The organism is Corallococcus terminator (assembly GCF_049194865.1).
Classification (GTDB): Bacteria; Myxococcota; Myxococcia; order Myxococcales; family Myxococcaceae; genus Myxococcus; species Myxococcus terminator_A.
The window spans coordinates 153,420-175,596 of the sequence record NZ_JBLZWL010000071.1 but is presented as its reverse complement, the minus strand read 5'-3'; the positions used below and the strand labels follow the sequence as shown (position 1 = coordinate 175,596).

The 22,177-nt window shown below is 69.4% G+C and carries 17 protein-coding genes and 1 pseudogene; 10 read left to right on the top strand and 8 right to left on the bottom strand.

The genetic code is table 11. The features are described from left to right. The first annotated feature begins 1 nt into the window (after nucleotide 1). On the top strand, nucleotides 2–1,210 hold the full coding sequence (gene epsU / locus ACN469_RS22545; protein ID WP_498770804.1) for an exopolysaccharide biosynthesis GT2 family glycosyltransferase EpsU: 1,209 nt from the start codon (nucleotides 2–4) through the stop codon (nucleotides 1,208–1,210). A 131-nt stretch (nucleotides 1,211–1,341) separates the two neighbouring features. Beyond that, the gene (locus ACN469_RS22540) at nucleotides 1,342–2,094 is read left to right on the top strand and encodes a carboxypeptidase-like regulatory domain-containing protein (protein ID WP_498770803.1); all 753 of its coding nucleotides are present in this window, start codon (nucleotides 1,342–1,344) and stop codon (nucleotides 2,092–2,094) included. 15 nt (nucleotides 2,095–2,109) lie between these two features. Here the strand turns inward: ACN469_RS22540 and ACN469_RS22535 are convergent, their stop codons facing one another. Continuing rightward, a complete protein-coding gene (locus ACN469_RS22535) occupies nucleotides 2,110–3,522 on the bottom strand; it encodes a serine hydrolase domain-containing protein (RefSeq protein ID WP_498770802.1) in 1,413 nt (470 codons plus the stop codon). A 212-nt stretch (nucleotides 3,523–3,734) separates the two neighbouring features. On the opposite strand from ACN469_RS22535, the gene ACN469_RS22530 reads away from it, so the two are divergent. After that, the gene (locus tag ACN469_RS22530) at nucleotides 3,735–5,942 is read left to right on the top strand and encodes a YfbK domain-containing protein (RefSeq protein ID WP_498770801.1); all 2,208 of its coding nucleotides are present in this window, start codon (nucleotides 3,735–3,737) and stop codon (nucleotides 5,940–5,942) included. Here ACN469_RS22530 and ACN469_RS22525 read toward each other — a convergent pair whose 3' ends face one another. Next, nucleotides 5,943–7,637 carry a DUF4091 domain-containing protein gene (locus ACN469_RS22525; protein ID WP_498770800.1) on the bottom strand — a complete coding sequence of 565 codons (1,695 nt, stop codon included), beginning with the start codon at nucleotides 7,635–7,637 and terminating at the stop codon, nucleotides 5,943–5,945. Nucleotides 7,638–7,864: 227 nt separating this feature from the next. Here ACN469_RS22525 and ACN469_RS22520 point away from each other — a divergent pair, with 227 nt between their 5' ends. From ACN469_RS22520 to ACN469_RS22510, 3 genes are all read left to right on the top strand, one after another. Further along, complete coding sequence (locus ACN469_RS22520) at nucleotides 7,865–8,509, top strand: hypothetical protein (RefSeq protein ID WP_498770799.1); 645 nt, start codon at nucleotides 7,865–7,867, stop codon at nucleotides 8,507–8,509. A gap of 188 nt (nucleotides 8,510–8,697) precedes the next feature. Beyond that, on the top strand, nucleotides 8,698–9,282 hold the full coding sequence (locus ACN469_RS22515) for a type IV toxin-antitoxin system AbiEi family antitoxin domain-containing protein (RefSeq protein ID WP_498770798.1): 585 nt from the start codon (nucleotides 8,698–8,700) through the stop codon (nucleotides 9,280–9,282). After that, nucleotides 9,279–9,869 (top strand): nucleotidyl transferase AbiEii/AbiGii toxin family protein, encoded by a 591-nt coding sequence (locus tag ACN469_RS22510; RefSeq protein WP_498770797.1) that lies wholly within the window; start codon nucleotides 9,279–9,281, stop codon nucleotides 9,867–9,869. Before ACN469_RS22515 ends, ACN469_RS22510 begins: the two co-directional genes overlap by 4 nt. A gap of 8 nt (nucleotides 9,870–9,877) precedes the next feature. Here ACN469_RS22510 and epsH read toward each other — a convergent pair whose 3' ends face one another. Further along, nucleotides 9,878–11,185 (bottom strand): exopolysaccharide biosynthesis glycosyltransferase EpsH, encoded by a 1,308-nt coding sequence (epsH, locus tag ACN469_RS22505; RefSeq protein WP_498770796.1) that lies wholly within the window; start codon nucleotides 11,183–11,185, stop codon nucleotides 9,878–9,880. A 57-nt stretch (nucleotides 11,186–11,242) separates the two neighbouring features. Here epsH and wzy point away from each other — a divergent pair, with 57 nt between their 5' ends. Continuing rightward, nucleotides 11,243–12,832: an exopolysaccharide repeat unit polymerase gene (gene wzy, locus ACN469_RS22500; protein ID WP_498770955.1), complete on the top strand. Its 1,590-nt coding sequence runs from the start codon at nucleotides 11,243–11,245 to the stop codon at nucleotides 12,830–12,832. A gap of 8 nt (nucleotides 12,833–12,840) precedes the next feature. Here the strand turns inward: wzy and mgtE are convergent, their stop codons facing one another. From mgtE to epsE, 5 genes and pseudogenes are all read right to left on the bottom strand, one after another. Further along, the gene (mgtE, locus tag ACN469_RS22495; RefSeq protein ID WP_498770795.1) at nucleotides 12,841–14,160 is read right to left on the bottom strand and encodes a magnesium transporter; all 1,320 of its coding nucleotides are present in this window, start codon (nucleotides 14,158–14,160) and stop codon (nucleotides 12,841–12,843) included. A 163-nt stretch (nucleotides 14,161–14,323) separates the two neighbouring features. After that, nucleotides 14,324–15,391, bottom strand: a complete 1,068-nt coding sequence (locus ACN469_RS22490) for a cation diffusion facilitator family transporter (protein WP_498770794.1) — start codon at nucleotides 15,389–15,391, stop codon at nucleotides 14,324–14,326. Nucleotides 15,392–15,651: 260 nt separating this feature from the next. After that, nucleotides 15,652–16,623: pseudogene (gene sitA5 / locus ACN469_RS22485) on the bottom strand (SitA5 family polymorphic toxin); the annotation flags it as partial. Between the two features lie 112 nt (nucleotides 16,624–16,735). Continuing rightward, the gene (gene epsF / locus ACN469_RS22480) at nucleotides 16,736–18,298 is read right to left on the bottom strand and encodes a response regulator EpsF (RefSeq protein WP_498770793.1); all 1,563 of its coding nucleotides are present in this window, start codon (nucleotides 18,296–18,298) and stop codon (nucleotides 16,736–16,738) included. Between the two features lie 354 nt (nucleotides 18,299–18,652). Next, complete coding sequence (epsE, locus tag ACN469_RS22475) at nucleotides 18,653–19,879, bottom strand: exopolysaccharide biosynthesis GT4 family glycosyltransferase EpsE (protein ID WP_498770792.1); 1,227 nt, start codon at nucleotides 19,877–19,879, stop codon at nucleotides 18,653–18,655. 155 nt (nucleotides 19,880–20,034) lie between these two features. Between epsE and ACN469_RS22470 the strand changes: the two genes are divergently transcribed. From ACN469_RS22470 to epsC, 3 genes are read left to right on the top strand one after another with little or no spacing between them, the layout of a single operon-like run. After that, nucleotides 20,035–20,556 carry a hypothetical protein gene (locus ACN469_RS22470; protein ID WP_498770791.1) on the top strand — a complete coding sequence of 174 codons (522 nt, stop codon included), beginning with the start codon at nucleotides 20,035–20,037 and terminating at the stop codon, nucleotides 20,554–20,556. Beyond that, nucleotides 20,553–21,581 carry an exopolysaccharide biosynthesis glycosyltransferase EpsD gene (epsD, locus tag ACN469_RS22465; protein ID WP_498770790.1) on the top strand — a complete coding sequence of 343 codons (1,029 nt, stop codon included), beginning with the start codon at nucleotides 20,553–20,555 and terminating at the stop codon, nucleotides 21,579–21,581. Before ACN469_RS22470 ends, epsD begins: the two co-directional genes overlap by 4 nt. A gap of 5 nt (nucleotides 21,582–21,586) precedes the next feature. Then, nucleotides 21,587–22,144 (top strand): serine O-acetyltransferase EpsC, encoded by a 558-nt coding sequence (epsC, locus tag ACN469_RS22460; protein ID WP_498770954.1) that lies wholly within the window; start codon nucleotides 21,587–21,589, stop codon nucleotides 22,142–22,144. Nucleotides 22,145–22,177: the final 33 nt, after the last annotated feature.

The window sequence follows — 22,177 nt, the reverse complement described above, 5'->3', positions numbered from 1 at the left end:
CGTGACGGTGTGGACCTGGGTGGACCTGGCGCTGTGCGTGGCGCTGTTGCCGGTGGCGGTGGCCTGCGGCTACCTGTTGCTCTTGACGCTGCTGTCGTGGCGGCGCGCGGCGCCGGTGCCGCCCGCGCCCACGCGCAAGTTCGACGTGGTGATTCCCTCGCACAACGAGGAGCTGGGCATCGCCCGCACCGTGGCGAACCTGTCCGCGGTGGACTACCCCGCGTCGCTGCGGCGCATCCTCGTCGTGGCGGACAACTGCTCGGACGCCACGGCCGAGAAGGCGCGCGAGGCGGGCGCCACGGTGCTGGAGCGGCACGACACGGAGAAGCGCGGCAAGGGCTATGCGCTCGCGTACGCCTTCGAGTTCAGCCAGAAGGACGGCTTCGCGGACGCCGTCGTCGTGGTGGACGCGGACACGGTGGTGTCCCCCAACCTGCTGCACGCGTACGCGCGGCGGCTTGCGGACGGCGCGCACGCGGCGCAGGCGCACTACGGGGTGATGAACCCGACGGCGTCGTGGCGCACGCGGCTGATGACGATTGCGTTGGGCATGTTCCACAAGGTGCGCTCGTCGGGGCGCGAGGCGATGGGCGTGTCCTGCGGCCTGCGCGGCAACGGCATGTGCTTCACGCACGCGGTGTTGCGCGAGGTGCCGCACGATGCCTTCAGCGTGGTGGAGGACTTGGAGTACGGCATCCGCCTGGGCCGCAAGGGCCACCGCGTGCACTACGCCTGGGAGGCGGAGGTGCAGGGAGAGATGGTCTCCGCGGAGAAGCAGAGCCGCTCGCAGCGCCAGCGCTGGGAGGGTGGGCGCAGCCAGATGCGCAAGCTGCACGGCTGGCCGCTCTTGAAGGACGCGCTGAAGCAGAAGAGCGGGCTGCTGCTCGACTTGTCCATGGACGTGCTGGTGCCGCCGTTGAGCCAGCTGGTGCTCGCGGCGGTGGGCGGCGCGGTGGCGGCGTCGGTGCTGGTGTGGCTGTCGGGTGGCACGGCGGTGTGGGCGTCGGCGCTGGCGGGCTTCGGCCTGATGAGCCTGGGCGCGTACGTGCTGCGCGGCTGGTGGGTGTCCGGCGTGGGGCCTCGCGGCCTGTTGGACCTGGCCTGGGCGCCCGTATACGTGCTGTGGAAGGTGGGGCTGATGTTGCGCGGCCCCGGCGCGGAGAAGCGCGGCGAGTGGGTGCGCACCTCGCGCGAGGCCGAGCGCCCCTGAGCTGTCGATGCGCCGGGCTCTTTCGGGCCCGGTTCATGCTGAAACCATGATGGAGCCTGGAGCCTCGCGTGCGATGCGAGGCCCGCGCCGTCTGGATGATGGACACCTCTCGAAGCGCAGGGGTGGGCCGCATGAACGCTGTCATTCCTCGGATGCTGTGTGCGCTGCTGGGGCTGCTCGCCTCGCAGGCGCTGGCCCAGAGCAGCACCATCATCGGCACGGTCATCGACGCGCGGAGCCGTCAGCCCGTGCCCGACGTGGTGGTCACCGCGACATCGCCCAATCTCCAGGGCGAACAGACCGTGGCCACCAATGCCCAGGGCGAATACCGCATCCCCCAGCTTCCTCCCGGCGTGTACACCCTTCGCTTCGAGAAGGAGGAGTACAAGCCCTTCGCGCGGACCGACGACGTGCAACTGCGGCTGAACCGCACCATCCGCCTCAACGTCGAGCTGCTCCCTGAGTCCCTGGGCGAGGCGGTGGAGTTTGTCGGCGCCCCGTGCGAGGGGTACTGCTGCATGCCCGTGGGCGTCAACGTGGACCAGGAGTTCATCAAGCGCATCACCGTCCGCCCGGCAGAGGAGGACAATGCGACGCGCTCTGCTCCGAGAGAAGAGGGCACCGTGAAGCAGGAGCCCTCCGTCAAGCGCGCGCCACCCCAGTACAACTTCTCCCCCGCCATGCCCGGCATGTCGATGACGCTCCGGCTCCATCCCGTCCCCAGCGCAGAGGTTCCCAGAAGCCCCCGGCGCGGCGCACCGCCGAGCCGCGCGAGCGTCCTTCGCCGTGCCTTTCCAAGAACGTCCGTGAGCCGGGAGGCCGCCTCCTCGAAGCAGCCTCATTCAACTTGCGCCAGGACCGCTTCGAGTCGCTCGCTTCGGTGAAGCAACGGAGCCTCGCTAGTTCGGCTTCTCGCTCACGCGGAGGAGCGACACGCGGCCATCCGGGATGAGCGACACCGAGTAGACATGGGTGTCGGCGCCGAAGCGCACCAGGTACGTGTAGACGCGGTCATCGCCCACCACCTCTCGCTGGGCCAGCACCAGCGGCCCCGCGGGCCCCAGGCGCTTGAGCAGCTCCTTGAAGTGCGGCAGCGCCTCGTCGACGAGCCACTTCGGGGCATATGCGAAGCGGGCGCGGTCCACCGTCCCTGCCCGCACCTCTTCCAGCAACGTCGTGAGCTGGGCGGTGACTTGAGGCTCACCGTCCTCGATGGGCGCGAGCTTCGGCATGGCGAGCGCGGGGTTGATGATGGCGGCGATGCCCTCGGCGAACCTGGCGGGGCTGGCCCGGTCCGTGTTGGCCAGCACGATGATGGACAGCGAGTCTCCGAGGAAGCGGGAGTAGACGGTGCGGAAGCCCTGCCACGCACCGCCGTGCTGTTGCAGGGGCTTGCCGTTGCGCTCCAGCAACTGCCAGCCAAAACCATAGGGCTGCGTGGCGCCGCTGTTGAGCCGCGCGGGGGACAGGATTTCGCGCCAGCTCTCCTCGCGCAGCAGGGCGCGTTGCTGCACGGCCGCGTCCCATGCCACCAGGTCCTTCAAGGAGAAGTAGAGCGCCCCATCTCCGGTGGTGTTGAGGGAGGGAGACACCCACGTCTGGTGCTTCGGCTCACCCTTCACCAGCCGATAGCCGGAGGAGCGATTGAGGATGACGTCGTCCTCGCTGATGCCGCGCGCCGTCTTCATGCCGGCGGGCTTGAAGACCTTCTCGTCGAGGACCTCGAGGTAGGACTTCCCCGCGACGCGATTCACCAGGATGCCCAACAGGACATAGCCGGAGTTGCTGTAGCTCCACCGCACGCCCGCCGGAAAATCCAGGGGCAGCGCGGAGATGAATCTGGCGAACTCCTCGTCCGTGTAGTCCTTCCGCTCGTCGAGCTGGCCCTCCAGGTCCTGGATGCCGGAGGTGTGAGTCAGCAGGTGGCGCACGGTGATGGGCGCCCAGGTGGCGGGAGCCTCCGGGAAGTACTTCGTGATGGGGTCCGACAGCGAAACCTTGCCCGCCTCCACCTGGGCCATCACCGCCATCGCGGTGAACATCTTCCCCACCGAGCCCGACTGGAAAATCGTCTCCGGGCCCACGGGGACGCGGTGCTCCAGGTTCGCGGAGCCATAGCCCTTCGCCAGCACGACGCGCCCGTGCTGGACGACGCCCACCGCGAGCCCCACCACGCCCTGCTTCTTCTGCTCCGCGCGGACGAACGCGTCGATGCGCTCACGCAGCGAGCCCTGGGCCACCGCGGGCCCCGCCGCGAGCAGCCCACAGAGGAAGACGACGAACGCCGAGAAGGACCGGGGACGACTCCGCATGAGAGCTCCTGCCGCCGAGAGGACGCCGCACCAGAGCATCCACGACGTCGACCGTGAAGCCTCGAGACGGACACCCGGACAGGTCCTTGCCGCGTGAGGTGCAGTTGAAATGACCCATGATGAAACGATGACGAAGCCACGAGGAGCACGTGCGATTCGCCAGGCGTGGCTCACGGACGATGGCCGCCTCTCGAAGCACCGAGGTGGACGTCATGAAGCTCTTCATTCGCGGTGTGCTGTGTGGCCTGCTGCTGCTGGTCGCCCTGCCCGCGGTGGCACAGGCACAGTCGGGAAAGGGGACACTCATCGGCATGGTCATCGACTCACGGAGCCACAAGTCCGTCGTCGACGTGGAGGTGACCGCCACCTCGCCCCAGCAGCCGGGCTCCTGGGTGGCGGTGACCGACACCTGGGGCAGCTACCGGATGAGCACGCTTCCTCCGGGCGTCTACACCCTGCGCTTCGCGGGCAAGAAGTTCCATCCCGGCATCCGTCACCAGATTCACGTCAAGGCAGGGCGAATCCAGCGTGCCGACGCCAGCCTGGTTCCCGAGGACTCTCGCGGCGAGGGCGTGGAGGTCGTCAGCACGCCACCTCCCGGCACGCGGCAAATCATCGACGTGAGCAGCACGATGGCGGGCGCCAACGTGGACCAGGAGTTCATCAAGCGCATCGCTGTCGCCCGGCCCGGAGCACGGGGCGGCCCCTCTCGCTCCCATGCATCCCTCGCGGGCACGAGCAACGAGGAGTACGGCGTCCCCGTCGCCAACCCCGGCCCCATCTCCCCCAACATCCCGAACACCGGCTACGGCATCGGCCCCGCGGGCCTCGTCGAGTCCCGCCGCGCCTACGGCGTCAACGGTCCACCGCCGGGCAGGTCCGTCAGCCACGCCTCCGTCCCCACACCTCCTCCCGCAGCGCCCGTCGCCCTTCCCGCGCCAGCGAGTCCGCCCGTCGAGCCTCCCGCGCCACTCGTCCCTCCGAACGGCGCCCGGTTCCTCGACATGTACTTCAAGGGCCACGGGGTGAACCCCACGGTGAACACGGAGGAGGAGCGCTTCTCCACCTTCTCCGTGGACACCGACACGGCCTCGTACACGCTGACGCGCGCGTACCTGGAGCGACAGGCCCTGCCGGACGAGCAGGGCGTGCGCGTGGAGGAGTTCGTCAACACGTTCGACTACGGCTACGCGGACGCGAAGGACGCGCCGTTCGGCATCCACGTGGAGGGCTTCCCCTCCCCCGTGCGCCAGGGCTACCAGGTGGTGCGCATCGGCGTGAAGGCGCGCGAGGTGAGCGACGCGCAACGCAAGCCGAGCCACCTCGTCTTCGTCATCGACGTCTCCGGCTCGATGAACCTGGAGAACCGGCTCGGGCTGGTGAAGCGCGCGCTGCGGATGCTGGTGGAGGAGCTGGATGAGCGGGACTTCGTGTCCATCGTCGTCTACGGCTCCCAGGCGCGTCAGGTGCTCGCGCCCACGAGCGCGCTTCAGCAGGCCCGACTGTTCGCGGCCATCGACGGGCTCTACAGCGAGGGCTCCACCAACGCCCAGGAGGGGCTGGAGCTGGGCTATCGAATCGCCTCGGAGCACCGCATGAAGGGAGGCATCAACCGCGTCATCCTCTGCTCGGACGGCGTGGCCAACGTCGGCGTCTCCGACGCGGACGGCCTCTGGGCGAAGGTGAAGGACTTCGCCGCGCAGGGCATCACCCTGTCCACGGTGGGCTTCGGCATGGGCAACTACAATGACGCGCTGATGGAGCGCCTGTCCCAGGTGGGCGAGGGCCACTACGCCTACGTGGATGGACTGAAGGAGGCGCATCGCATCTTCGTGCAGAACCTCACCGGCACGCTCCAGGTGGTGGCCAAGGACGTGAAGCTCCAGGTGGAGTTCGACGCGAAGGACGTGTCCCTCTACCGGCTGCTCGGCTACGAGAACCGGATGCTCACGAAGCAGGCGTTCCGCGATGACCGCGTGGACGCGGGCGAAGTGGGCGCGGGCCACTCCGTCACCGCGCTCTACGAGGTGAAGCTTCGCGAGGGCGCGACACAGGTGGGCACGCTGCGCATCCGCTACAAGGCGCCGGAGGGCGGGGACTCGAAGGAGCTGGAGACGAAGCTGCCTGTCAGCGCGCTGCGGCCCTCCTTCGCGAAGGCCGAGTCGACGACGCGGCTGGCCTATGTGGCGGCGGCCTTCGCGGAGAAGCTGCGAGGCTCCTACTGGACGCGTCCGCTGACGTACGCCTCGCTGCTGGAGCTGTGGCGGGGCGTGGGCGTGTCCCTGAAGGAGCGGCAGGACGTGAGCGAGTTGGGGGACCTCATCCGCAAGGCGGCGGTGCTCGACCAGCGGCAGGACCGCTTCGAGTCACTCGCCCCCTTGAAGAGCATGGACTACGACCAGGCGCCCTCGGTGCTCTAGCTAGCGCTCCCGTGCGCGCAGCTCCAGGTAGCGGCGGATGAGCTTGAGGCGGGCGCGCTCGAACAGCGCCCCGTCGTCGGGGATGGCCCAGGCGTGGGGGATGAGCTGCTCGGCGACCTGCCTCGCGAACGCGGGGTCTCCCGCGTCGCTCACCCGCTGGAGCCACTCGTAGTCCTGGAGACCCTGGCGGATGAGCTTCAGCCGGATGGACGGTAGAGGCACGTCCGTGGTGCCTCCGATGATGGACGTGAGCCCTGGATAGAAGAGCGTGCCGTCCCCGTTGCCGTTGAAGCGGAACTGCGTGGTCCACGCCGTGGAGAGCAGCCCCACCGTCTGGTAGTACAGCTCGCCGGTGGCGCCCATGCGGAAGGTCAGCCACTGCATGCCCCGCGCCTTCGCCGCCGAGCGGTCCACCATGTACGAGGGCCACCCCTGCCCTGGCTGGTTCTCCGGGGGCGGTGGCTCGCCTTCCACACAGCCGTGGCTCATGCAACTCTGGTACAGCCACAGCTCGCGGTCCGGTCGGGCCAGGAAGGCGTCGTACTTCGGCCGCTGGTTGCCCTCGTACGGAGGCTGCGTCCCGTCGATGAAGTTCACCAGGACGCTGAGGATGTCGATGTCCTCGATGAGTCCATGCGCCTCCGTCTCCGTCACGGTGGCGGTGAGGAACGTGCGCAGGTCCGGCGCCGCTGAGCGCGCGAGTCGGGCCCGCTCGGCGACGGCCTCCCACGTCGTTCCATAGGGCGGCTCGTCGCCCACGTAGTCGAACGAGCGACGCAGCCAACCTCGGGCGCGGGCCTCGTCCTGGAAGTCCGCGAGGTCCGGCGCGGTGGCGGGCCCGAGGTACTGGAGGCTCGTCATGCGCGCACCCGGCAGCGGGTTCGGCGCCGAGCCGTCGAGGAACGGCCCCCAGCGCGCGTCGAAGGTGTCGTAGTCCGGCAGGTCCCACGTGGGCTGCTCGGGGAGGCGGGGGAACGCGCTCGCCAGGGTGAACCGGTGGGACAGCGCGAGCCGGTGGAACTGCGTCAATAGATTTACCTGGGTGTCCACGGGGCAGCTCGGGTTGCCGGTGAAGGCGCGGCAGACGTGGGGCGGCCACAGCAGGAAGGCCGTGCGCAGGGGGGACGTGCTGGCCAGCGTGGCGTCCACCACGGTGAGGCGGACCTTCAGGTACTCGCGGAAGCCGTGGCCCGTCACCTCGACGAGGCCCAGGTAGCGCCCGGGGCGTGCGCCCTCTGGCACGCGCACGTCCACCCAGACGGCCCGAGCCTCCTGGGCGGGGACGTCGAACGGGAAGGCCGAGCGCTGCTCGCCGACGACCTCGTCCACGTCGGGAATCAGCCCGTCCGGCCAGCGCCCCGGCGCGTCGGGCGGGGTGGGCCGGGTGATGTCCAGGAGGGCCTCGCGGTAGAGGAGGATGTTCGCTCCGTCGATGCGTCGCAGGCCGTTCCACAGCGCCGGCAACCGGACGCGGACGCCCTTGAGGCCCGAGGCGCCGCCGTGCAGGCCCACCTGAAAGGAGAGGTATTCGTTCCGGGCGCCGACCAGCTCCACCTCGCGTTCGACCCGAGGCGGCGTCTGGGGCCGTATCTTCACCATGGCGCTCTCGGCCCAGACCGGGCCGGGGCGGGGATGGGCGGCGGAGATCCCGGACAACAGCAGCGACAGGAGGGAAGCCAGGATGGACAAGCGCATGGGAGGGGAGGCTAGTGAGTCCCAGTCACCTGGTTGGACGCGGTCCGCGCGGAAGGTCGGCTTTCACACGGTGGCGCGGGGGCACGGGCCGGGCCTTGCTGGCGCGGATCCGCGCTGCCGGGTCGGCAACCATGACCGAACCATGATGAAGTCGGAGGGCTCTCGGGGGGATCATCGTGGGGAGCTTCCGGATGAGGGTGTCCTCTCGATGCTTCGAGGTTGACCACGTGAAGTCCGTCCTTCGTGGAGTGCTGTGTGGACTCGTGTGGGTGGCGCCGGCCGCCTGGGCTCAAGCCGAGGACGTCCGTGTCCCCTTGAAGCAGGGGCCCGTCACGGACGTGGCGCTGAGGGCGGGTGAAGCGAGCACCCAACCCACGGTGACGAGGAGCCCGAGCCGCCCCGTGGTGGCGCTCGATGCGGCGCGGGCCACCGGGCCCATCGAGACGCTGGAGGTGGGGAGCCTCGGGCCGACGGTCGACGTGGGCTCGATGACGACGGGAGTCCAGGTGGACCGGGAGTTCCTCCAGCGCATCGCGACGGTGGGCACGGTGGTGCCCATCCGCATGGGCACGGAGACGGCGGAGCGGATCAACGACGTCCCGGAGTTCGTCGACGTGATGAGCCTGCGCAACGCGCCGCTCATCAGCCTGCGCACGTCGTGGGCGCCCGCGTCGGAGGTAATGCTGGGCCCGGAGTCCGACGCGTCCACCTGGAGCTGGAGCGCGACTCACCGGGCCCTGGAGTTCGAGGGTTCGCCTCGGGGCTTTCAGTCGCTGGCGGAGCTGGCACCTGGGACGCCAGAGCAGCTCCTCCTAGACCTCCTGGAAGAGCAGGCCTCACGGACGTCGATGACGAGCATCACGAAGCGTTGAGACGAAGCGCGCCGGGAGTCCTGCGGAAACCGTGATGCAGTGACGAGCCGGGCGAGCAGGGACGTTATCGCCTGCCCATGCTGCCCGTGGGCCCGGGGTGCTCCACACGAAACTCAAAGGGCATTTTAGTTTCGTGCGGGCTCGTGGCCGACCTTGCACGAAACTCAAATCAGGTTTTAGTTTCGTGCATGGTTCGCAAGCGCGCCCGGGCGCCGGATTGGAATCGGCTCTTCGACTTCGCCCTGGGACAGGCGGGCCTGTTCACGACGAAGCAAGCGGCGGAGGCGGGCTATTCGCCGCAGCTCCTCTTGCACTACGTGCGCATCGGCAAGGTCGTCCGAATCCGGAGAGGGGTGTACCGGCTGGTGCACTACCCGCTCGCCCAGGATGAAGCGCTCGTCACCGTCTGGCTCTGGTCGGAGCAGCAGGGTGTCTTCTCCCACGAGACGGCACTCTCCCTGCATCAGCTCTCGGACGTGCTACCCAATCGAATCCACCTGACCTTGCCCGCGGACTGGAAACACCGCCGGTTCCGAGTTCCGCCAGGCGTCGTGCTCCACCACGCCGATGTCGCCAAGGCCGAGCGCTCCCGGCCCGCCGCGGTTCCGGTGACATCGCCGCTCCGCACGTTGCAGGACTGCGCCAGCGCGCAGCTCTCACCGGAGCTGCTGCATCAAGCCATCTCCCAGTCCCTCGACCGGGGGCTCATCCGCAAGACCGACGTCGCGCGAATCCAGGCGGCCACCGCACCGTCGGGACGCCGGAAGAGATGAGCACCCGCCGCTACCTGACGGGCGGCGCCTTCAAGAATGCTCTCGAGCAACGACTGAGGAAGGCCTCGAAACATGGGGACGACTTCAGCCGTCGGCGCCAGCTCCTTGTCTTCCATCGCTTTCTCGCGCGCGCCGCTCAGACCTTCGGAGATGCCGTCACACTGAAGGGAGGGCTGGTGCTGGAGCTGCGACTCGAACGGGCACGCACGACGCGCGACGTGGACTTGCGGCTCACGGGAAGCCCGAGGGACCTGCTCGAACGCCTCCAGCAAGCAGGGCAGCTCGACCTCGGCGACTTCATGCGCTTCGAGCTTCGGCTCGACACCAGTCATCCCGAAATCCAGACCGAGGGCCTGCGGTATGACGGACGGCGCTTCCGAGCCGCGTGTCGCATCGAGCGTGAGCTGTTCAGCCAGCCCTTCGGCGTCGACGTCGCCTTCGGGGACCCGCTGCTCGGAGAGCCCGATGTCCTCGATGCGGAGGACGGACTCGGCGAGGCGGTGCGCGGCTTCCTCGACCCTGTCCTCCTGGAGGACCACGACGCCACGTGGAGCCCCCAGGCCTGGGCCTGGAGGCACCGGAAGTGACACACGCCTCAGTCCGCCAGCGGCATGCCCCAGTCCGGCTTCTCGCGCTCCCCCGTCACCCAGCGGTACACCTCCACCACCTGCTCCGCCTTCGCCTTCCAGGTGAAGTACTTGAAGATGCGCTCCCGCGCCCGCTCACCCATGGGGCGGATGACGGACGGGTCCGCCACCAGCTTCGTCAGCACCTCGCGCACCCGCACCACGATTTCCTCCGGCGTGCCGATGGGCACCGCGAACCCCGTGGCCGGACTCACAATCTCCCCCGGGCCGCCGTAGTCCATGACGATGGGCACCAACCCCAGCGCCATCGCCTCGCACACCACCGCGCCGCCGAACTCGCGCACGCTCGGGAAGCCAAACACGTGGTTCTTCGACAGCCGCCCCTGCAGCTCCTGGTGCTTCACCCACCCGGCGAACGTCACCCCGGCCTCGATGCCCTCCCGCGCCGCCTGCGCCTTGAGGTTCGGCATCTCCTGCCCGTCGCCGATGTACTCCAGCACCACCTTGCCCTCACGGATGAGCGGCGCCGCCGCCTCCATCAGCATGGCCATGCCCTTGTACGGCACGAAGCGCCCCACGAAGGCCACCCTCAACGGCAGCTCCACCGGCCCCTCCGACTTCGACGTGCCGAAGCGCTTCGTGTCGATGGCGTTCTCCGGCACGTACACCGTCTTGTCCTGCCACGTGTCCGCCACCTGCCCCCGCGTCGCCCGCGAGCCGGTGATGATGGCCGCCGCGTTCTCCCGCGTGGACTTGTAGAAGGGCATCAGCTTGTACGCGTCCCGCACGTAGCTCAGCCACTCCTTCTCCCGCCGGCGCGCCCCACCAAACCCCTTGGGCCACGGCAACCCGCCGTTGAGCGGCCCCATCACGAAGGGCACCCCCGCCGCCTTGCAGCGCCGCGCCAGGGTGCTCGGCGTCGTGGGGCTGATGGGCGTGTAGCGGTGCACCAGGTCGAACTCCTTCGCCTTGATGCGCGCGCCGAAGCGCTGCCACAGCACCTCCTCGAAGTAGTAGTACGGCAGCACGCTCAACGCCGTCGCCGTCGTCCAGCCCACCCCCGCCGTGCCCCGCAAGAGCTGTCCCACCTTGTCCAGCGGCTTCTCCACCGGCGTGGAGTCCAGCGCGGTGAACCCAGAGCCCTCCTGCACCCCCTGCTTCAGGATGTTCTCCCGGTTGCGCACGTGCGTGACGAGGTGGACGTCCGCCACCTCCGTCAGCGCGCGGTAGAGCGACCAGCCTTCCAGCGGGACACTCACCCAGTCGGGGTTGCACAGCTCGGCAATCAGAAGGACGCGTGGTCTGGGAGCAGGCATACGTGAGGCTTCATCTATCCCAACCGGCCCGCCAGATGTAGCCTCCACCGCGTCGTGATGTACGCCCCGGACCGCCCCTCCTACCCGCGCTTCGTGGCGCTGCTCGGCTCCCTGGTCCTCGCCACCGTGGGAGGGGCCCTCCTTCACCCTGTGGTCGCTTTGGCCCCAGCCCTGCTGGTGGGCGTCGTCTGGCTGATTCTCAAGGTCCCGGTCCGCTACCCGGTCCTGATTGTCACCTACCTGGTCCTCGCCGTGGACTACGTCCCCGAGCGCCCCCAGTCCGGCTTCTGGCCCTCACCGCTCCACCCCCTGGGTGAGCTGCTCTTCGCCCAGCTCAGCTACATCACCAAGATTGGCGCCCTGCGCTTCCCCCTGGTCGACGTGCTCATCGTCGGCCTGCTGCTGCTGGCCATGTACCGGCGGGTGACGAAGTCGAAAATCGACCCGCCCGCGCTGCCCATGCCCCGGCCGCTCATCGCCGTGGTGACGCTGTCCCTCATCGCCATCCTCTTCATGGAGGTGCGCGGGGTGATGCGCGGCGGGGACTTCAAGAACTCGCTGTGGCAGTGGCACCAGGCCGCGATGATGCCGTTCATCGTCGCCATGTATCACTATGCGATGCGCGGGCCGGAGGACTGGCCAATCTTCGCGCGCGCCGTCATCGCCGCGGGGCTGACCAAGGCCGCCATCAGCGTCTACTTCGGCGCCATCGTCGTGCCCTCCATGGGCGTCTTCGTCGAGTACACCACGTGTCACTCGGACTCGATGACGTTCAACTTCGCCCTGCTGGTGGCGACGATGCGCTTCCTGGAGAAGCCCAAGGGCGCTCACGCGCTGCGCGGGCTGCTCCTCATGTTCTGCATCTTCATGGGCATGGTCTACAACGACCGGCGGCTCGCCTACGTCAGCTTCGTGGGCTGCCTCATGGCCGGCTACCTCATCACCCCGTGGCCCCCCATCAAGCGCGTCTTCACCCGCGGCATGGTGCTGCTGGCCCCGCTGCTGCTCGTCTACTTCGCGGTGGGGTGGAACGCGCGCGGCGGCGCCTTCGCGCCCGTGCACAAGGTCCGCTCGCTCATCGACGGCGAGGGCGGCGAAGGCAACCTGGACTATCGCGATATCGAGAACCTGGACGTCATCGCGACGTGGACCCAGTTCCCGCTGCTCGGCACCGGCTACGGCCATGAGTTCCTGGAGCCGATTCCGCTGCCCAACATCGCCTTCGTGTTTCCGCAGTACCGCTACCACCCGCACAACTCCCTCCTGGGGTTGTTCGCCTTCGGGGGAATGGTCGGCTACACGGGCGTGTGGATGTACCTGGTGGTCACCATCTACCTCGCGGTGCGGTCCTACCATCGCTCGAACGTCGCCGAGCACCGCACCGCCGCCATGGTCATCGTCGGCGCCCTCGTCTGCTACATCAACCAGGTGTTCGGGGACATGGGCATCATCTCGTACATCTGCACGTTCCTCACCTCGATATGCGTGGTGACGTCCGGGAAGCTCGCCGTGGCCACCGGCGCGTGGCCCATGCCGAGCAGCGCGCTGGTGCCCACCACGCCCGCCCTCCCCGAGCCGCCTCCAGGCGTCATCGTCTACGAGAACCCGGACGACGCGGCGGCGCCCGCGCTGGCGAAGCGCAGCTGAGACGACAGCTACAGCAGCGTGCCGCGCAGGAGCAGCTCCGCGGTGGTGAAGTAGATGACCAGGCCGCTGACGTCCACCAGCGTGGCGACGAAGGGCGCGGAGGCGCTCGCCGGGTCGAAGCCGAGCCGACGCAAGACGAACGGCAGCATGGCCCCGGACAAGGTCCCCCACGTCACCACGCCCAGCACGGACAGGCCCACCGTCAGCGCCACCCGCGACGCGTGCTCGCCGTAGCTGTGGAACAGGTGCTGCCACAGCAGGATGCGAGCGAAGCCCACCGTGCCGAGCACCGCGCCCAGCACCGCGCCCGACAGCAGCTCCCGGCGCAGCACGCGCCACCAGTCTCGCAGCCGCACCTCCGTCAGCGCGAGTGAGCGGATGATGAGCGTGGTGGCCTGACTGCCCGAGTTGCCGCCCGAGGAGATGATGAGCGGCACGAAGAGGCTGAGCACCACGGCGCGCGCGATTTCGTCCTGGTACTTCGACATGGCGGTGGCGGTGAGCATCTCCGACACGAAGAGCACCAGCAGCCAGCCAGCGCGCTTGCGCACCATGGCGAAGAAGCCCACCTCGAAGTAGGGCGCGTCCAGCGCCTCCATGCCGCCGACCTTCTGGATGTCCTTGGTGGCCTCCTCCTGGACGACGCTGACGATGTCGTCCACGGTGACGATGCCCTTCATCCGGCCCTGCGCGTCCACCACGGGGATGGCCGACAGGCCGTGCTCCGCGAACAGGCGGCTCACGCCTTCCTGGTGGGCGTCCTCCTTCACGGTGACGGGCTCGGTGCGCATGATGTCGCGCACCGTCTTCCCGGGCGCGGCCTGGAAGAGCTGGCGCAGGGAGACCACGCCCAGCAGGTGCTGCTCGGAGTCCAGGACGTAGGCGGAGTAGATGGTCTCCACCTGCTCGCGGGCCTGCCGGCGCAGGTAGCCGAGCGCCTCGTCGATGCCCAGCTCCGGCCGCACGCGCACGAAGCGCGGGTTCATCAAGCCACCGGCGGCGTCCTCGGCGTAGGCCAGGAGCACCAGCACCTCGCGGCGGGCGGTGTCGTCCAGCAGGGCGAGGCAGGCCGCGTGCTCTTCGGCGGGGAGGCGCTGGAGGACGTCCGCGGCGTCGTCCGGAGGCAGCATGCGCATCCAGTGGCGCCGCTCGCTCGGAGCGAGGGCCTGGAGGAGCCCGGCCTGGTCATTCGAGGAGAGCGCGAGGAAGAAGTCGTCGGCGCTCGACGGGGGCAGGAGCCGGAAGCCCTCCACCCTGTCACGCGGCGCGAGCACGGGCCACGCGTCGCGCAGCTCGTCCTGGTGGATGGGGTCCGACTCGGGGGCCACGGCTCGCCTCCCTTCCCGCGCGGACCGGAGAGCCGGCCTCGCACCAGGGACGCGTTCAAGCACGCCGCCCGAGGTGGGGACACCTCAAACGCTCGATGGCGGACAGCCGCGAGCCCGAGTGTGAGCCTCCGCGCACGGGCGGTGTCCACGTGACGGCGGTGCCTCAGGCTCCTCGGACGGCCACCACTCCGCTGACCCCGGAGGCCGCCTGGGCCGACGTGCTGGGGGCCGCGACGAGGTGCTCCAGCTCCAGGTCGATGTGCTTCGCCTCGGGGATGGCCTGACGGATGTCGGCCTCGATGGCGTCGACCTCCTCGCTGAGCGAGCGAATCAGGTGGGCGGCGACGCTCTGGAGCGCCAGGGAGCGCTGCTCTCCGGCGATGGGCATGTTGGAGGGAATGGCCTCGGCCAGCCGCGTGGCGACGAAGGACTCGCTGAAGCGCACCTCCGCCTTGAAGGTGAAGGTCTCCGGGGTGAGCTGGCGCGTCTTCACGTCATGGATGTCCGCGACGCTGCCGCGCGCACGGACGATCTCCACGAAGCGGCGCTCGACCTCTTCCGGCACCGCGCGCCCCAGCAGCAGGGAGCGGTTCGCCACCATGAGGTACACGGCGATGAGGCCCAGCAGGATGCCCACGGTGAGCGAGGCCAGCGCGTCCCAGATGGGGTTGCCCGTGACGTACGCGAGCACGATTCCACCCGTGGCCAGCACCAGACCGAGCACCGCGGCGCCGTCCTCCAGGAGGATGGCCACGGCGGCCGGGTCGGCCCGCTCTCGCACGTAGCGTCCGAAGGGCATTCCGGCCGCGGCCTTCAGCATGCCGCGCACGGCGAAGAGGAGCACCCCGCCCTCGATGAGGAAGGACAGGCCGAGCACCCCGAAGACAACGGGGCCAAGCTCCGCCGGGTGCGGGTGCAGGAGGGACTGGAGGCCGTGGTAGACGGTGACGCCGCAGCCGACGAAGAAGATGCCGGACGCGGAGAGGATGCCGAAGATGAAGCGCTCTCCGCCGTAGCCGTAGTGGAAGTCCTGGTCGCGGTCTTTCGCGGCGCGCTTGAGGCCCAGGAACAGCAGCACCTGGTTGCCCGTGTCCGCCGCCGAGTGGATGGCCTCCGACAACATCGCCCCCGAGCCGGACAGCAGGAACGCGGCGAACTTCACGATGGTGACGAGCAGGTTTCCGCTCAACGCGACGAGGACTGCGGTGACGGACGAAGCGGGGGCGGCCATGGTTCCTGACGGGACTGAGGGGGGACGCAACCTACCATGCCCTCCCGTCGCGCTCCTCGGACGGGGCTGCCCCCTGCCCCTGGTCGGGGAGCGAAAAAACGGAGCCGCGAGGGCAGGCGAGCCCTGGCACCTCATCCTCGCGAACACATGGAAAAGGCCCCAAATCGTGGGCTACAGGCCCATGAGCCCGCATCATCCATCCGGGCAGATGGAAGTCGCCTCACCGAGCCGCCGGTCGAAGCGCCCTGCCCTCACCGTCGAGCGGTCGGCGCCAGCACCACGGTGAAGCCCTCCGCCGTCAGCGCCACCGACTCCACGCTCCTCAGCGCCGTGAAGGCGAAGCCCGCCTGCCCCTCGACCGCCAGCGAGGCCCGCGCCGAGCCCGGCAAGCCCGCGCCCTTCGCCGCCAGCCCCGCCGTGCTCCCCACCGCCGCGGTCGCCAGCATCACGAAGACTCGCGCCGCGTTCTCTCCCAGCACCTCTCCGTACGCCTCACCCGCCGCGCTCAGCTCCTCGAACGTGCGCGCCGCATCCACCCGCCGCACCATCACCACCCACGCATCCAGCACCCGCCACACGGTGTCCACGCCCAGGTACGCAATCGCCGTCGCCGTCAGCAACGCCGCCAGCCCCTTCGACAGCGGCTCCGGCAGCGACCACAAGAGCAGGTACATCGCCACCGACGCCGTCAGCGTCGCGCGAACCGCCAGGGGATCCGCCACGCCCTCCAGCGCCTCGCCCGTCTCCTCCCAGACCCCCTCCATCGCGATGGCCAGCGCGAGCGCGTACCTGCCATCACTCCCCAACAGCGGCCCCTCCTCCAACAAACGCAGACAGTCGCCCCCCTGGTGCTCCCGCTCACACCAGCGTCCGTAGTCCCGCGTCAGCACCTCGTCCGCGTACGACTCCAACAACTGGGGCGATGAAGCCTCCTCGTCCCCCACCGGGATGAGCCTGCGGCCCTCATACAGATACACGCCGCCCCGCTCGGGAACGCCGAAGCGCTGTCGCGCCTCTCTCAAGGGATGCGCGAAGGGCCTCACGTCTCGCGCGAGCTTCGCCACCGCCTCCTCGAATTCGTCCTCCTCCAGCTCCACCGGACTCGCGTCCTCGACCGGAGTGTGGAGGACGGGCGAACCCGTGCCCGTATCCAGACGGACCACCCGGGTCGTCGAACAGCCCGTCACCCCGAGCAACAACAGACACACCACCAATACCCAACCACGACCCATCGCAGCCCTCCGGAACGGGGCACCGAACCACCTGAGTGGTCATCACCCATACCAATGCGCTCCGACATTTCGGGCAGGACACGACTGACACGGCCGCGTCACCGCGGGGTCATCAACTCAAGGACCTCGGCAGCAGGACGTGGAAGGTGCTGCCCTCGCCCGCGCACCCCGCGGACTCCGCCCAGATGCGCCCTCCGTGGCGCTCGACGATGCCTCGAGCGATGGCCAGCCCCAGGCCCAACCCGCCGTAGGCCACGCCATGCGCGCGACCGAAGCGCTCGAAGATGCTCTCCAGCCGATCCAAGGGAATCCCCAGCCCATGGTCCGTCACCTCGACGTGCACCCACCCGGGCTCCGCGCTCGCGACCAGCTGGATGGCCCCTCCGTCCGGCGAGTAGCGCAGCGCATTCGACACCAGGTTGCTGAACACCTGGTCCAACCGCTCCCCATCCGCCCGCAGCGACAGGCCCTCCGGTGCCGACGCCTCGATGCTCCACCCTTCTGGCAGGGGCTCGAAGTGCTTCGCCACGTCGCGCATGAGCCCACCCACGTCCACGTCATTCGCGTCCAGGCGCAGCTCCCCGCGCTGCAGGCGCCCCACGTCCAGCAGGTTCTCCACCAGTCGCGCCATGCGGCTCACGCTGCGATGGATGCCCTCCAGCGCCCGGTCCACGTGTGGCGTCAGCTCCGCCGCCGCCTTCACCTTGGCCAGGTCCGCGAAGCTCCGCGCGGCCTGGAGCGGCGTGCGCAGCTCATGCGCCGCCATGGTGAGGAACATGTCCTTCGCCTCGCTCGTCGCCCGCAGGGACTCCACCGCGCGCCGCGCGTCGTCGATGTCCGTCGCCGTCGATATCCACCCGACGAGCCGCCCCACGTCATCCCGCTCCGGCAGCGTGCGACAGAGGAACCACCGGAACTCTCCGTCCGTCGCGCGGCGCAGCCGGTACTCCTGCTCCTTCGGCCGCCCCGAACGCCGCAGGGAGTCCCAGGTGAGCTGCACGCGCTCCACGTCCTCCGGATGGAAGCAGCGCAGGTTCTCCTCGCGCTGGCGGCCCTGCGCCGGAGACAGCCCCGCGTAGTCCAGCCAGCCCCGGTTGGCGTAGCTGATGGTGCCGTCCGCCAGCAGCGCCCAGACGAACTGGGGCATCGAGTCCACCAGGCGGCGGAACCGCTCCTCCCCCTGTCGCTCCAGCACCTTCCGCTCACGCTCCCACAGCGCGGTCTCCTGCTGTTGCAAGGCCCGCTGCCGCAGGTGGAGCGCGACGAACGCCTCCGCCTTCCAGCGCAGCACGTCCGGATGGAACGGCTTCACGACGTAGTCCGCCGCGCCCGCCGCATAGCCATGCACCAGGTTCGCCTCGTCACGCCCGTGCGCGGTGAGGAAGATGATGGGCGTATAGCGGGTGCGCTCCCGCAGCCGGATGATGCGCGCCGTCTCGAACCCATCCATGTTCGGCATCTGCACGTCGAGGAGGATGAGCGCGAAGTCCTCGCGCAAGAGCCACCGCAGGGCCTCCCTCCCCGACGCCGCCTTCACCAGGCGCTGGCCCATCGGCTCGAGGATGGCCTCCAACGCCAACAGGTTGGCGGCATGGTCATCCACGAGGAGGATGCTGGTGCTGTGTGGCTCCACCTGGACGGGAGCGCGAGGGGTGAGCTGCTCGGTGCCTTCCAAGGCCGGTCCTCCCTTCTCTTCTCTCCCGAGGTCTTCATCGCTAATCAGCGAGCCCCCGATGAGCAGCCCCCCACGCCGCCTCGGCCCGCCCAGTCCCCGACGACGCAGGCCCCGGTCGCCCGGTTGCCCTGCTCACGGCGGAGCACGAGGAGTCGAACGGTTCAGCCTCAAGGGTATGGAGCCAGGGACGCGTCGGCACGCCCTCCTGTCCGAGTTATCGACGAGCGCGTGGCCAGGGCCCAGCCCACCAGGCGGCGATGACTCGCGAGCTTCCCGGCGCGGCTCCGGGGGGGCGCCTGCATGCCGCCCCTCCCTCCGAGCACCCCGCTTCCAGCAGCCTCCGAGCGACGCTGACTACACCACCGCGCGCTGGAGCATCAGCGCGAGCATGTCCGCGCTGCGCTCGCTGCTGAACTGCGTCTCCACCTTGCGGCGGCCGGCCTCGCCCAGCCGCTCGGCTTCCTTCGGGTCCCTGGCCACCTGCGCCAGCTTCTCCGCGAGAATCCGAGGCTCCTGCGGCGGCACGAGCAGCCCGTCCACGCCGTCGTCCACCAGCTCCTTCACGCCGCCCGCGCCCGTCACCACCACCGGCGTGCGCATGGCCATGGCCTCCATGATGGCCACGCCCAGCGGCTCCTGGAGGCTCGCCAGCGCGAAGATGTGCGAGCTCTCGATTTCGCCCCGCACCTTGTCCTCGCCCACCGCGCCCAGCAGCGTCACCGCGTCGCCCAGCTTCGTCTCCGCGATTTTCGCCTCCAGCACCTTGCGGTACGTGGTGCCACCGGCCTCGTCCTCACCGGCAATCGCGAGGTGCGCGTCGAGGCCCTTCGCGCGCAGCATCCCCACCGCGTCGATGAGGTCCGCGTGCCCCTTGCAGGGGTTGAGGCGGCCACACGAGAAGATGCGCAGCGGGCCCTCGCCCGTCCACGCCGAGTACGGCACCGAGCGGTTGAACTTGCTCAGCTCCACGCCCATGGGCGCCAGCTCGATTCGCGGCGGCAGGTGTCCCGCCAGCTCCTCGTTCACTTCCCCCAAGAGCTTCTTCGTGATGACGAAGGCGAACTTCGCGTGCCGCCACTTCTCCTTCTGGTTCGGCCCGTAGTCGTCCAGCGGCCCGTGCAGGGTGATGCTGTACGGCAGCCCCGACAGGAGGTTGGCGAACATGGCCACGTGCGCGGCGTTGGCGCACGAGTGCACGTGCACGTGCGTCCACCCACGCTCCCGCGCCAGCGACGCCAGCCGCCCACCCATGACGACGAAGGCCAGGAGCTGCGCCCGGCCCTTCGCGTCCAGGCCCTCGGAGCGGGCGATGGACGCCAGGCAGCGGGCCCACCCGCCAGGCATGGCGCGAGCCACCTCCGCCGCCGCCCTGGCCACGCCCAGGGGCCCCGGGGGCGACAGGTACTCCGTGCGAGCCATCGCCTCACGCGCCCAACTGTGCGAAATGATGCGCGCGGGCGGGGGACGGGTGGATACCAACTCCGGTGTCACACCCTTGCCCGGCAGCGCCTGCAACTCTCGCCAGAAAAAGATGTGGGTCTGTCCGGGAAACTCAGGGATGAGATAACCAATCTTCTGCACGAACTTTCCATAACACGCCCGCTCCCACACCCCCACGGCCTGGGCGGCGAGCCCCGGGAATCACCGGGGGCAGGTCGATAGACACCCGCTCCCCTGCCCGCCCGGGCAGGTCGTTGGGCCGACGCCATGCGTTGCGCTATACCGGGCGGCGCTCCATGGCCGATTCCAGCGCACCCTCCACTCCCTCGGACGCCGAGGTTCCCGACAGCACCGTGCCTTCCCCGGCGCTGCAACGGCTGTGGTTCGCCCTGGAGCGCACCGGCTGGGCCTATCTCACCGTGGTCCCCGCCCACCCGGGCGCCCCCGCGATGGAGGCCGCCACCGCCATCCTGGAGGCCGGCGCCCCATACGCGGCCACGCAGAAGATCCACCTGGAAGACGCCACCCGCATCTCCCCCGCGGACGCGCCTCGCCGCGTGCTGGAGCTGCGCGAGCGCGTCGCCCGGGGTGAGCGCGTCGTGGCCGTCATCGACTCCATCCTCACCCGCCCCGCCAGCCTCCCCCTGGCGCTCGCCTCCGACGGCGTCCTCCTGTGCGTCACCCTGGGGGAGACGGACTTCGGCTCGGCTCGCAAGACGATGGACTTCATCGGCGCGGACCGCTTCGTGGGCAGCGTCACCTTCCCTCGGCCGAAGAAGAAGGGCCGGGCCTCGTCGTCCAGGAAGAAGAAGCCATGACGTCTTCTGACGCCCCGTCACCCCGTCTCAGCGTCGTCGTCGCCACCTACAACCGGCTCCCCCTCATCTCCCGACTGCTGGAGCAGTTCGCCACCCAGACGCTCCCTCCCGAGCGGTTCGAAGTCGTGGTGGTGGATGACGGCTCCAAGGAGCCGGTGAAGGAGCCGCTCGTCGCCCTCGCCGCGAAGCTGCCCTACGCCCTGCGCGTGGAGGTGCAAGCCAACGCGGGCGCCGCCGCCGCCCGGCACCGGGGCGTGCTGGCCGCGCGCGGGGAGGTCGTCCTCGTCACGGACGACGACATGCAGGTGGCGAACGACTTCCTGGAACGGCACCTGGATCACCACCCGGAGGGCTCGCGCCACGTGGTGCTCGGACGGATCCGGCCCGACCCGTCCATCGGCGACATGCCGCTGTTCGAGCGCTGGTACGCGTACCTCAACCACCGCATGGCGGAGGAGCTCTCCGTCCCCGGAGCGCGCGCGCACGGCAACCACCTGTACACCGGCAACGTGTCCTTCCACCGCGAGGACTACGTGGGCGTGGGCGGCTTCGACAAGTCCCTGGGCCAGTCCGAGGACGTGGAGCTGGGCGTGCGCCTGGAGAAGGCCGGCTGCTCCTTCGTCTTCGCCAGCTCCGCGTACGTGCTGCACGGCAGCGACCACGTGTCCTTCGAGCGCTGGCTCAAGCGCGCGCACCGCTACGGCATGTTCGACACGCAGGTGGCGCGCAAGCACCCGGACGTGCGCGGCTTGAATCCGTGGCGGCTCCTGTTCGAGACGAACCCGCTGGCCCGCCCTCTGCTCGCGGCGACCGTCGTCGCTCCCGAGGCCACGCGGCTGTTGACGGGCGCGGTGATGCGCGCGGCGAAGGCGGCGGACAAGCTGGGGTTGGAGAAGGCCGCGTTCGCTGGCACGTCGGTGGTGTACGGCATGGAGTACCTGCGCGGCGCTCGCAACGAGGCCGGTGGATGGACTGGCATCGCCCGCGAGGTCGCTCGCTATCTTCAGGGCGGAGGGAGTCGATGAACATCATGAAGTCGAAGCGCTCGATGCTCGGCGCGCTGGTCTCCGATGCGCTGGAGCTGGCGAAGGCCGCGAACAACGGAGACACCGGCGCGAAGTCCATCGCGCAGGTGGTGCTCACCAGCGACTCGTACCGAATCACGGCGCTCAACCGCGCCCGCGAGGCCGCGCTCGACTACCACATCCCCCTGGTCAACCACGTGCTGCGCGTGGCGCAGACGGCGGTGCTGGGGATTGAGATTGGCAAGGAAGTCACGCTCGGCAAGGGCGTGTACTTCGTGCACAGCCTGGGCATCGTGATTGGCGGCGACGCGCGCATCGGCGACAGGGTGCGCTTCTACGGCAACAACACCGTGGGCACCGCCAAGGACAACGGCTACCCGACCATCGAGGACGATGTGTGGATTGGGGCCGGGGCTCGCATCCTCGGGCCGGTGCGCATTGGCGCGCGCTCGCGGATTGGCGCGAACGCCGTGGTGCTCCAGGACGTCCCGCCGGACAGCGTGGCCGTGGGCATTCCCGCCCGCGTCTTCCCGCGCAAGGACACCGACGACGTGGTGCTGTGAGGTCCGCTTCACTGCGGGCCCGGGGGAGATGAA